This window comes from Pseudomonas soli, assembly GCF_900110655.1.
Taxonomy (GTDB): domain Bacteria; phylum Pseudomonadota; class Gammaproteobacteria; order Pseudomonadales; family Pseudomonadaceae; genus Aquipseudomonas; species Aquipseudomonas soli.
Genome location: NZ_FOEQ01000003.1, coordinates 480,217 through 491,756 on the forward strand (window position 1 = coordinate 480,217; position 11,540 = coordinate 491,756).

The 11,540-nt window shown below is 64.9% G+C and carries 10 protein-coding genes; 8 read left to right on the forward strand and 2 right to left on the reverse strand.

The window, feature by feature from the left end; genetic code table 11:
• The first annotated feature begins 157 nt into the window (after window positions 1–157).
• Both BMY03_RS10235 and ptsP read left to right on the forward strand, forming a co-directional pair.
• Window positions 158–637 (forward strand): RNA pyrophosphohydrolase, encoded by a 480-nt coding sequence (locus BMY03_RS10235; protein ID WP_028688498.1) that lies wholly within the window; start codon window positions 158–160, stop codon window positions 635–637.
• 22 nt (window positions 638–659) lie between these two features.
• Window positions 660–2,933, forward strand: coding sequence for a phosphoenolpyruvate--protein phosphotransferase (ptsP, locus tag BMY03_RS10240; RefSeq protein ID WP_038706997.1), 2,274 nt, complete (start codon window positions 660–662; stop codon window positions 2,931–2,933).
• Between the two features lie 86 nt (window positions 2,934–3,019).
• Here ptsP and BMY03_RS10245 read toward each other — a convergent pair whose 3' ends face one another.
• Entirely contained in the window at window positions 3,020–3,766 is a 747-nt protein-coding gene (locus tag BMY03_RS10245; protein WP_094010976.1) for an NRDE family protein, read from the reverse strand.
• 131 nt (window positions 3,767–3,897) lie between these two features.
• Here BMY03_RS10245 and BMY03_RS10250 point away from each other — a divergent pair, with 131 nt between their 5' ends.
• Genes BMY03_RS10250 through BMY03_RS10260 form a run of 3 tightly spaced genes read left to right on the forward strand, consistent with a single transcriptional unit; the run spans window position 3,898 to window position 6,525 of the window.
• Entirely contained in the window at window positions 3,898–4,680 is a 783-nt protein-coding gene (locus BMY03_RS10250; protein WP_028688501.1) for a sulfite exporter TauE/SafE family protein, read from the forward strand.
• Window positions 4,681–4,696: 16 nt separating this feature from the next.
• On the forward strand, window positions 4,697–5,506 hold the full coding sequence (gene lgt / locus BMY03_RS10255) for a prolipoprotein diacylglyceryl transferase (RefSeq protein ID WP_023630701.1): 810 nt from the start codon (window positions 4,697–4,699) through the stop codon (window positions 5,504–5,506).
• A gap of 47 nt (window positions 5,507–5,553) precedes the next feature.
• The gene (locus tag BMY03_RS10260; protein WP_023630700.1) at window positions 5,554–6,525 is read left to right on the forward strand and encodes a thymidylate synthase; all 972 of its coding nucleotides are present in this window, start codon (window positions 5,554–5,556) and stop codon (window positions 6,523–6,525) included.
• Between the two features lie 39 nt (window positions 6,526–6,564).
• Here the strand turns inward: BMY03_RS10260 and cadR are convergent, their stop codons facing one another.
• A complete protein-coding gene (gene cadR, locus BMY03_RS10265; protein ID WP_023630699.1) occupies window positions 6,565–7,008 on the reverse strand; it encodes a cadmium resistance transcriptional regulator CadR in 444 nt (147 codons plus the stop codon).
• Window positions 7,009–7,119: 111 nt separating this feature from the next.
• On the opposite strand from cadR, the gene BMY03_RS10270 reads away from it, so the two are divergent.
• The 3 genes from BMY03_RS10270 (at window position 7,120) to BMY03_RS10280 (ending at window position 11,539) form a co-directional block, all read left to right on the forward strand.
• Window positions 7,120–9,363, forward strand: a complete 2,244-nt coding sequence (locus BMY03_RS10270; protein WP_094010977.1) for a heavy metal translocating P-type ATPase — start codon at window positions 7,120–7,122, stop codon at window positions 9,361–9,363.
• Window positions 9,364–9,393: 30 nt separating this feature from the next.
• Window positions 9,394–10,263, forward strand: coding sequence for a LysR family transcriptional regulator (locus BMY03_RS10275; RefSeq protein WP_094010978.1), 870 nt, complete (start codon window positions 9,394–9,396; stop codon window positions 10,261–10,263).
• A gap of 217 nt (window positions 10,264–10,480) precedes the next feature.
• Window positions 10,481–11,539: a putative 2-aminoethylphosphonate ABC transporter ATP-binding protein gene (locus tag BMY03_RS10280; RefSeq protein ID WP_094010979.1), complete on the forward strand. Its 1,059-nt coding sequence runs from the start codon at window positions 10,481–10,483 to the stop codon at window positions 11,537–11,539.
• Window position 11,540 lies beyond the last annotated feature (1 nt).

Here is an 11,540-nt window from a genome sequence, read left to right on the forward strand (position 1 = left end):
CTTCACGCAAACCCGGTATACCAGTGCCACGCCCGGTGTGGCGACGCTCGCTCAATACGCAGTCTTCACCTCGCCGCAGATAAGCTTGGCGGGCGCGTTGCTGCGCGCTCAGGCTTTGTGGAACAATGCGGCGACATGCGTTTGCGAGGTTGCTGCCGTGATCGACCCGGATGGTTTTCGCCCCAATGTCGGGATCATTCTCACGAATGATGCCGGGCAGGTGCTATGGGCTCGGCGGATCAACCAGGATGCCTGGCAGTTTCCCCAGGGTGGCATCAACCCTGATGAAACGCCGGAAGATGCCCTGTACCGCGAGCTGAACGAAGAAGTGGGCCTGGAACGCCAGGATGTGGAAATACTTGCCTGCACCCGTGGCTGGTTGCGTTATCGTTTACCCCAGCGCCTGGTGCGCACCCACAGCCAGCCGCTGTGTATCGGCCAGAAACAGAAGTGGTTCCTGTTGCGCCTGGTGAGCAACGAGCAACGGGTGCGCATGGACCTGACCGGCAAGCCGGAATTCGATGGCTGGCGCTGGGTCAGCTACTGGTATCCGCTGGGCCAGGTGGTGACATTCAAGCGCGAGGTGTACCGCCGCGCACTGAAAGAGCTAGCCCCGCGCCTGCTGACGCGCGACTGACGACGGAGTCCGACCCCGAGCCATGCTCAATACGCTGCGCAAGATCGTCCAGGAAGTGAACTCCGCCAAAGATCTCAAGACGGCGTTGGGTATCATTGTCTTGCGCGTAAAGGAGGCGATGGGCAGCCAGGTCTGCTCCGTCTATCTGCTTGACCCGGACACCAACCGCTTCGTGCTGATGGCCACCGAGGGCCTGAACAAGCGTTCCATCGGCAAGGTCAGCATGGCTCCTAATGAAGGCCTGGTCGGCCTGGTGGGTACCCGCGAGGAGCCACTGAACCTCGAGAACGCGGCCGACCACCCCCGTTACCGCTACTTCGCTGAAACCGGCGAAGAGAAATTCGCTTCCTTCCTCGGCGCACCGATCATTCACCACCGCCGTGTGGTGGGTGTCTTGGTCATCCAGCAAAAAGAGCGCCGCCAGTTCGACGAAGGCGAAGAGGCTTTCCTGGTCACCATGAGCGCGCAGCTCGCCGGGGTTATCGCCCACGCCGAGGCGACGGGTTCGATCCGTGGCCTGGGCCGTCAGGGCAAGGGCATCCAGGAAGCCCGTTTCGTCGGGGTGCCGGGTTCTCCGGGCGCCGCAGTCGGTCGATCGGTGGTGATGTTGCCGCCCGCCGACCTGGAGGTGGTGCCGGATCGCACTGTCGAGGACATCGACAACGAACTCAAGCTGTTCAACAATGCCCTGGAGGGCGTGCGCGAGGACATGCGCAAGCTGTCGGCCAAGCTTGCCACCCAGTTGCGTCCCGAAGAGCGTGCGCTGTTCGACGTGTACCTGATGATGCTCGAGGACGCCGCCCTTGGTGGCGAGGTGGTCGAGGTCATCAAGACCGGCCAGTGGGCCCAGGGCGCCTTGCGCCAAGTGGTCGGCGAACACGTCAATCGCTTCGAGCTGATGGATGACGACTACCTGCGCGAGCGGGCATCGGACGTCAAGGACCTGGGCCGGCGCCTGCTCGCGTACCTGCAGGAGGCCCGTTCGCAGTCACTGGTCTACCAGGACAACACCATTCTGGTCAGTGAAGAACTGACCCCCGCCATGCTCGGCGAGGTGCCGGAGGGCAAGCTGGTGGGCTTGGTGTCGGTACTCGGCTCGGGTAACTCCCACGTGGCGATCCTGGCCCGGGCCATGGGTATCCCCACGGTCATGGGGGTGGTCGACCTGCCTTACTCGAAGGCCGATGGCATCGAGATGATCGTCGACGGCTACAAGGGCGAAGTCTTCACCAACCCCGGCGAAGTGCTGCGCAAGCAATACAGCGACGTGGTCGAGGAAGAGCGCCAGCTGGCCAAGGGGCTCGATGCCCTGCGCGAACTGCCGTGCATCACCCCGGACGGCCACCGCATGCCGCTGTGGGTCAACACCGGCCTGCTCGCCGATGTGGCCCGCGCCCAGCAGCGCGGCGCCGAGGGCGTGGGTCTGTACCGCACGGAAGTGCCGTTCATGATCAACCAGCGCTTCCCCAGCGAAAAGGAGCAGCTGGCGATTTACCGCGAGCAGCTGCAGGCGTTCCATCCGCTGCCGGTGACCATGCGCAGCCTCGACATCGGTGGCGACAAGTCGCTGTCGTATTTCCCGATCAAGGAAGAGAACCCGTTCCTCGGCTGGCGCGGCATCCGTGTGACTCTCGACCACCCGGAAATCTTCCTGGTGCAGACCCGCGCCATGCTCAAGGCCAGCGAGGGCCTGAACAACCTGCGCATCCTGCTGCCGATGATTTCCGGCATCCATGAGCTTGAAGAAGCCCAGCACCTGATCCACCGCGCCTGGGGCGAAGTGCGTGACGAAGGCACCGATGTGCCGATGCCGCCGGTAGGGGTGATGGTGGAGATCCCCGCCGCGGTGTACCAGACCCGCGAACTGGCGCGGCAGGTCGATTTCCTTTCGGTCGGCTCCAACGACCTCACCCAGTACCTGCTGGCCGTGGACCGCAACAACCCACGGGTCGCCGATCTGTACGACTATCTGCACCCGGCGGTGCTGCAGGCCCTGCAGACGGTGGTCAGCGTGGCCCACGAGGAAGGCAAGCCCGTCAGTATCTGCGGCGAGATGGCCGGTGATCCGGCTGCGGCGATCCTGCTGATGGCCATGGGCTTCGACAGCCTGTCGATGAACGCCACCAACCTGCCGAAGGTGAAGTGGATGCTGCGCCAGATCAACCTGGGCAAGGCCAGGGAGCTGCTGGCCGACGCCATGAGCCATGACAACCCGCAGGTTATCCACAGCTCGTTGCAGCTGGCGCTGAAGAATCTCGGGCTGGCGCGGATGATCGGGCCGAACAAGACCCTCTGATCGCCTGTACCGACCTCATCGCGGGCTCCGAAGCAAAGCTGTTGTTGCGAGCCCGTGGGAGCGGGCTTGCCCCGCGATGAGGTCTATCAGATCTCCAGGCTAACCTCGCCCAGATGCCTACCAAACGGCCCGAAACTGCGTTCGATCATGCGCCGCCGGCCTTGGTCATCGACAATCAGCACCGTACTCGCTCGCGTCCCATAGTTCTGGCTGGCGATGAACACGCTCGACAGCAGCCGCTCGGTGGCCAGCCCCACGCCGGTCTCGGGCAGTTCGCCGGCCGGTGCGGGCTGTGCATCGCCCAGCAGCGTCAGTAGCTGCTGTGGGTCAGCGTTCTCGAGCAATCCCTCAAGCCCGCTGCGAGCCTTCAGCAGCTTCGGCCACGGCGTATCCAGTCCGGCATTCGACAGCCCGTACACCCCCGGTTCAAGCAGGCGTGGTGCCGGCTCGCGGGCATGCAGGTAGCCCAATCGCTCGCCATCGCCGACCAGCAGGTTGAACCCCGAGTACTGGTCACTGCGGCTGGCCACCTGGTCCAGATAGGCCTCGACCCCCAGTTCGCCCTGCAGATAGGCCGCCACCAGTTCACCGCGGGACCGTGGCCCCAACGGCTGGCGTGGATCACGGATATTGGTCAGCGCCGCAAAGCGCCCGTTCGGCCCGACACCCAGCCAGGTGCCACCGGCTTCCAGGTCACGCCCGGCGTGCACGCCCGGGGCGTCCTCCCAATTGCCCAGGGCCTGGGTCGGCCGCGCGTAGAACTCATCACGGTTGGCCGCGACGATCAGTGGTCGGGCTGTCCCCGGCCGCCAGGCGAATACGATCAGGCACATAGGTTGTCCCCTGTGTTTTCGGCCACTCTACCCGCGCCGCCGGCCGCTATCCATCATCTGACACAGAGTTCACTAGAGCGCCGGGCGTGGCTTCCGTTACCATGCCGGATTGTTTTCCACTGGGGCCACGAATGGAATTCGCTCTCTATCTGCTGTTGGGCGCCTGCGCCGGCGTGCTGGCCGGGCTGTTCGGCGTCGGTGGCGGCATCATCATCGTGCCGGTGCTGGTGTTCAGCTTCACCTTGCAGGGCTTCGACCCTTCGGTGCTGACTCACCTGGCGGTCGGTACTTCGCTGGCAACCATCGTCTTCACCTCGATCAACGCCGTGCGCGAGCACCAGCGCAAGGGCGCGGTGCAATGGCCGATCTTCGCCTGGATGACCGTGGGCATCCTGCTCGGCGCGCTGGTCGGGGCCAAGACCGCCTCGCTGATACAGGGCCCGATGCTGCAGAAGATCATCGGTGTGTTCGCCTTGGTGATCGCCGCGCAGATGGCCCTGGACCTCAAGCCCAAGGCCAGCCGCGGCATTCCTGGTAAGCCCGGATTGACCGCCGCCGGCGGTGTGATCGGCTGGGCCTCGGCCATTTTCGGGATCGGCGGCGGATCACTGACCGTACCGTTCCTCACCTGGCGCAGCCTGCCCATGCAGCAGGCCGTGGCGACTTCGTCGGCCTGTGGCCTGCCGATTGCCTTGGCCAGTGCCTTGGGCTTCATGTGGCTGGGTTGGCACGAGGAACACCTGCCGGCCCACAGCCTGGGCTACGTCTATCTTCCGGCGCTGGTCGGCATCGCCGCCACCAGCATGTTCTTCGCCCGCTACGGCGCGCGTCTGGCGCACAAGCTGTCGCCGCGCGTGCTCAAGCGTCTGTTCGCCGCGCTGCTGTTCTGCGTCGGACTCAGCTTCCTTATCTGAACCTAGAGGAAAGACAATGCTGCCTTACCCGCAGATCGACCCGGTGGCCGTGGCCCTCGGTCCACTGAAAATCCACTGGTACGGCCTGATGTACCTGATCGGCATCGGCGGCGCCTGGCTGCTGGCCTCGCGCCGGTTGAACCGCTTCGACCCGACCTGGAGCCGCGAGAAGCTTTCCGACCTGGTGTTCTGGCTGTCGATGGGCGTGATCGTCGGCGGGCGCCTGGGTTACGTGCTGTTCTACGACCTGCACCAGTACCTGGCCAACCCGACGCTGATCTTCGAGGTGTGGAAGGGCGGCATGTCGTTCCACGGTGGCTTCATCGGCGTGATGCTCGCCGCCTTGTGGTTCGGCAAACGCAACAATAAGTCGTTCTTCGAGCTGATGGACTTCGTCGCGCCGCTGGTGCCGATCGGCCTTGGCGCTGGGCGTATCGGCAACTTCATCAACGCCGAACTGTGGGGCAAGGCCACCGACGTGCCGTGGGCAATGATCTTCCCGCCGTTCAGTGACCCTGCGCAATTGCCGCGTCACCCGTCGCAGCTGTACCAGTTCGCCCTCGAAGGTGTGGCATTATTCGTCATCCTTTGGCTGTACTCGCGCAAGCCGCGCCCGACCATGGCCGTTTCCGGCATGTTCGCGCTGTTCTATGGCATCTTCCGCTTCATCGTGGAGTTCGTGCGCGTACCCGACGCACAGCTCGGCTACATCGCCTTTGGCTGGTTGACCATGGGTCAGTTGCTCTGCGTACCGATGATTCTCGGCGGCATCTTCCTGATCTGGTGGGCCTACAACCGTAAACCGTCGGCCAAGGCCACCGTCTGATTTCCACGGCAGGGGCGCTCCCCTGCCGTTCTTGTTACAGGTAAGCCATGAAACAGTATCTAGACCTGGTCCGTGACGTCATAGACAACGGCACGCTGCAGGAAAACCGCACCGGTATCCGCACCATCAGCCTGCCCGGTGCCATGCTCAAGTTCGACCTGCAGAAGGGCTTTCCGGCCATCACCACGCGCAAACTGGCGTTCAAGTCGGCGATTGGCGAGATGGTCGGCTTCCTGCGCGGCGTGAAGAACGCCGGCGAGTTCCGCGAGCTGGGCTGCAAGGTCTGGGACCAGAACGCCAACGAAAACGCCCAGTGGCTGGCCAACCCGTTCCGCCAGGGGCATGACGACCTCGGCGAAATCTACGGCGTGCAATGGCGCCAGTGGCCCGGCTACAAGCGTATCCCGCTGAGCAACCCGGCCGCCATCGAGATGGCCGAGAAGGCCGGTTTCCGCCGTATCGCCCAGGACGAGGAGGACGGCCAGGCGTTCGTCATCCTCTACAAGGCCATCGACCAGGTGCGCCAGTGCCTGGACACCATCGCCAACGACCCGGGCAGCCGGCGTATCCTGTTCCACGGCTGGAACTGCGCCCAGCTCGACGAGATGGCCCTGCCACCGTGCCATTTGCTGTACCAGTTCCACCCGAATGTCGAAACTCGGGAAATCTCCCTGACCCTCTACATCCGCTCCAACGACCTGGGCCTGGGCACGCCGTTCAACCTCACCGAAGGTGCCGCGCTGCTGTCGCTGTTCGGCCGCCTGACGGGCTACACCCCGCGCTGGTTCACCTACTTCATCGGCGATGCCCATGTGTACGAAAACCACCTGGATATGCTGGGCGAGCAGATGAAGCGTGAACCGCTGGCGGCACCGAAGCTGGTGATCAGCGACCGCGTGCCGGCGTTTGCCGAGACCGGCAAGTACGAGCCGGAGTGGCTGGAGAAGATCGAACCGAGCGACTTCTGGCTGGAAGGCTACGAGCACCATGCGCCGATGACGGCGCCGATGGCGGTCTGACTCAAGGAAGTGGGGGGGCCGCAAAGCGGCCCCAAGTCTCTAATGCCCGTGGCTGCGCCCCACATGGGAATGCTCGATCTCCGGCACCGACACCGCCCCATTCGTCTCCAACTGCTGCAAGATCGCGCACTCCGCCCCCTGCGCATTGCACTGCTGCCGCAGTTCCACCAGCTGCGCCTGCAGTGCCACCAGCCCATCGATCCTCGCCTGCACATGCTCGATATGCTCGTCGATCAGCGCGTTGACGCTGCCGCATGAGCCATCGGGGCTGTCGCGCAGGTTCAACAGGCTACGGATCTCGTCCAGGGTCATGTCCAAGGTGCGGCAGTTGCGGATGAAGGTCAGGCGCTCGACGTGGGCCTGGGTGTAGAGCCGGTAGTTTCCATCGCTGCGGGCAGGTTCCGGCAGCAGCTGTTCGCGCTCGTAGTAGCGGATGGTCTCCACGGCGCAGTCGGTGGCCTTGGCCAGTTCTCCGATCTTCATGGCAAATCTCCTGCAAAGGGCTTGACCCTATAGTGGCTACAGGGTGTTCACTTGGCAACAACCCACTCTGTGGATCTCTACAGAGGCCAGCGCTCAGTTAAGGATGATTCCATGAACCAGCCTGTCAGCCCCGACCACAAGCATGATCACGCCCATGACCTCGATCATGGCCACGCGCCCCACGCCCACGGCTGCTGCGCCAGCAAGGCCGCCCCGGCCCTGGTGCAACTGACCGAAAAGGCCAGTGGCCAGGCGCAGCTCAGCCGCTTCCGCATCGAGGCCATGGACTGCCCTACCGAGCAGACCCTGATCCAGGACAAGCTAGGCAAGCTGGCCGGCATCGAGCAACTGGAATTCAACCTGATCAATCGTGTGCTCGGCGTGCGCCATACGCTCGAGGGCACCTTCGAGATCGAGCGGGCCATCGATAGCCTGGGCATGAAGGCCGAACCCTTGGCCGCCGAGGATGATGGCGCCGCCAGCGCGCCCCAGGCCAGCAAGACACGCTGGTGGCCGCTGGCGCTGTCCGGTGTTGCGGCGATCGCCGCCGAAATCGTGCACTTCTCCGGCAAGGCACCGGAGTGGGTGGTCGCCGGGCTGGCCCTGGCGGCCATCCTCGGCTGCGGCCTCGGTACCTACAAGAAGGGCTGGATTGCCCTGAAAAACCGCAACCTCAATATCAATGCGCTGATGAGTATCGCCGTGACCGGCGCGGTGCTGATCGGCCAGTGGCCGGAAGCGGCCATGGTCATGGTGCTGTTCACCGTTGCCGAACTGATCGAAGCCCGTTCCCTGGACCGCGCGCGCAATGCCATCGGCGGGTTGATGCAGCTGGCCCCGGACATGGCCACCGTGCAACAGGCTGATGGCCAGTGGCGCGAGGTAGAGGTGCGCGAGGTGGCAATCGGCGCACGGGTGCGGGTGCGCCCAGGCGAGCGCATCGGCCTGGACGGCGAGGTGGTCAGTGGCCAGTCCAGTGTCGACCAGGCGCCGATCACCGGGGAAAGCCTGCCGGTCGAGAAGTCGGTCGGCGACAAGCTGTTCGCCGGCACCATCAACCAGGCCGGCGCGATGGAGTACCGCGTCACGGCCGCCGCCGGTCAATCGACCCTGGCCCGCATCATCAAGGCCGTCGAAGAAGCCCAGGGCGCCCGTGCGCCGACCCAGCGCTTCGTCGATCAGTTCTCGCGCATCTACACCCCGGTAGTGTTCGCGGTAGCGCTCGCCGTGGCGCTCATCCCGCCACTGTTCATGGCCGGTGCCTGGTTCGACTGGATCTACCGTGCCCTGGTGCTGTTGGTGGTGGCCTGCCCGTGCGCGCTGGTGATCTCCACCCCGGTGACCATCGTCAGCGGCCTGGCCGCGGCGGCACGCAAAGGCATCCTGATCAAGGGCGGTGTGTACCTGGAGGGCGGGCGCAAGCTGGACTTCCTGGCCCTGGACAAGACCGGCACCATTACCCACGGCAAGCCGGTGCAGACCGACAGCAAGGTGCTCGACCCACTGTTCGAAGGGCGCGCCCAGGCGCTGGCCGCGAGCCTGGCCGCCCGTTCCGACCACCCGGTGTCGGGTGCCATCGCCCTGTTCGCCAGGGGCCAGGATCTGGTTCTGAGCGAAGTCACCGAGTTCGCCGCCCTGGCCGGTCGCGGTGTGCGCGGTGATATCGAGGGCCAGACCTACCACCTGGGCAACCATCGCCTGGTGGAAGAGCTCGGCCTGTGCTCCCCGGAGCTGGAAGCGCAACTGGATGTGCTGGAGCGCCAGGGCAAGACCGTGGTGCTGCTGCTCGACCGCTCCGGCCCGTTGGCGTTGTTCGCCGTGGCCGACACGGTCAAGGACAGCAGCCGCCAGGCCATCGCCGAGCTGCACGAGCTGGGTATCAAGACGGTCATGTTGACCGGCGACAATCCCCACACCGCCCAGGCCATTGCGGCCCAGGTGGGGATCGACCGTGCCGAGGGCAACCTGCTGCCCGCGGACAAGCTCGCCAGCATCGAGAACCTGTACGCCCAGGGGCATCGTGTCGGCATGGTCGGCGATGGCATCAACGACGCGCCGGCCCTGGCCCGCGCCGAGATCGGCTTTGCCATGGCCGCCGCCGGTACCGACACCGCCATCGAGACCGCCGATGTGGCGCTGATGGACGACGACTTGCGCAAGATCCCGGCCTTCGTCAGGCTGTCGCGCCAAAGCGCGGCGATCCTCACCCAGAACATCGTGTTGGCCCTGGGGATCAAGGCAATCTTCCTGGCTATCACCTTCGCCGGCATGGCCACCATGTGGATGGCGGTATTCGCCGACATGGGCGTGAGCCTGCTGGTGGTGTTCAACGGTCTGCGCCTGTTGCGCAAATAACGCCTGTGGCGTGAAAAAGAGGTTCTGCCAATGCTGAGCGCCGAGCTCAAAGCCTTCTACATGGTGGCCCGCCTGGGCAGCATCACCCTGGCGGCGAAGAAGCTCGGGCTCAGCCAGCCCACGGTGACCACGCAGATCCGCAACCTCGAGGGCCAGTACAACGTCGAGTTGTTCTACCGCGGCGGCCGGCGCCTGGTGTTGAGCGAGGAGGGCGTGCGCCTGCTGCCGATGGTCAAGGCGCTGCTGCAACAGGAAGCCGAAATCGAGTTCGAGTTGCGCAACAGCGGCCAGGCTCAGGGCAGCCTGCGCATCGCCGCTACCGCGCCGTACTACATCCTCGACCTGGTGAAGATCTTCCGCGAGCGCCTGCCACAAGTGGAGGTGGCGGTGGAGATCGGTAACTCGCAGCAGGTGCTGCAAATGCTCGAGGACTACCGGGTGGATATCGCCGCCTCGTCACAATTGCTCGAAGACGCACGCCTGGTACGCCGGGTGCTGGGCACCGACCCGTTGGTACTGGCGGTGCACCGCAATCATCCCTTGGCCCAACGCCAGGCGGTGTCGATCGAGGTGGTGGCCGGGCATTGCCTGCTGATGCGCGAAAAGGGCTCGACCACCCGCAAGCTCACCGAGCAGATGATGCAGGACGCCGGGGTTAAAGCCGGGGCGCTCTTGGAGATAGGCAGCCGCGAGTCGATCCGCGAGGCGGTGCTGCGCAACATTGGCATCAGCATCATTGCCCGACATGAGGTGCCGCATAACCCCGAGCTGCGGGTGCTGGCGCTGGACGACGCACCGGTGATGCACGAGTACCTGTACTGCCTGAAGGAGCGGCGCCAGGCGCGGTTGCCGGCGGCGTTCCTGGGGGTGGCGCAGGAGGTGGTGGGTTCGCAATTCTGACAGTTCTCTACTGGTTGCACCGGCCTCATCGCCGGCAAGCCGGCCCCCACAGGGTTGGCGCCGACTTGCTTTTGTGGGAGCTGGCTTGCCAGCGATAGGGCCCTCAAGGCCACTACAAAATCTGCCTATACCACTATCGCCGGCTTTTGCCCCAACGCCACGGAACCTTCGCACAGCCTGCCTAGCATGGCCCACATCGCTTCGATGAGGACCTGCCATGAACCACGTCACCCCGGGCGCACAGATGAAAGTGCGCGGCATCCACAAACGCTTTGGCGCTTTCACCGCGCTCAACAACGTGTCCCTCGACATCGCCGCTGGCGAGCTGGTGTGTCTGCTCGGTCCCTCGGGCTGCGGCAAGACCACGCTGCTGCGTTGCATCGCCGGCCTCGAGCGCCAGGACCGCGGCACGCTGTACATCGGCGACCGCGATATCTCCGAGCTGCCGCCCCAGGCCCGTGACTACGGCATCCTGTTCCAGTCCTACGCACTGTTCCCCAACCTCACCGTTGAAGCCAACATTGCCTATGGCCTGACCGGCGGCAACCGCGAGGCCTCGCGCCAGCGGGTGAGCGAGATGCTCGAGCTGGTGGGCCTGGCCGGCAGTGAGAAGAAATACCCCGGCCAGCTCTCCGGCGGCCAGCAGCAGCGCGTGGCCCTGGCCCGCGCCTTGGCGCCGTCGCCCTCGCTGCTGCTGCTCGACGAACCCATGTCGGCCCTCGACGCCCGTGTTCGCGAGCACCTGTGCACTGAACTGCGCCAGCTGCAACGCCAGTTGGGCATCACCACGCTGATGGTCACCCACAACCAGGACGAAGCCATGCTGATGGCCGACCGCATCGCCGTGATGAACAACGGCCAGGTCGAGCAGTACGCCAGGCCCCAGGAAATCTACGACCAGCCGGCGACACCCTTCGTCGCTGAGTTCGTCGGCCAGGGCAACTGGCTGCCGTTCCAGCGCAGCAGCAATAGCCACGCCCAGGTCGGCGGCATGCACATGCGCCTGGCCGACAACGCCAGCACCGTCAGCAGCGGCCGACTGTTCTGCCGGCCCGAGGCGATCACCGTCAACCCGGTGGTGCACGAGGAGAACCTGTTCCCGGCCAAGGTTCGGGAAGTCACCTTCCTCGGCAATCGCTGCCGCATGAGCTTCGAGCTCGAAGCCCTGCCGGGCCATGCGCTGCTCGCGGAGCTGGCGCCCGAAGCCATGCCGCGCCTGGGTTCGCAGGATATCTGGGTGGCCCTGCCGCCGCAGAGCCTGCAGGTGTTCGCCTGAG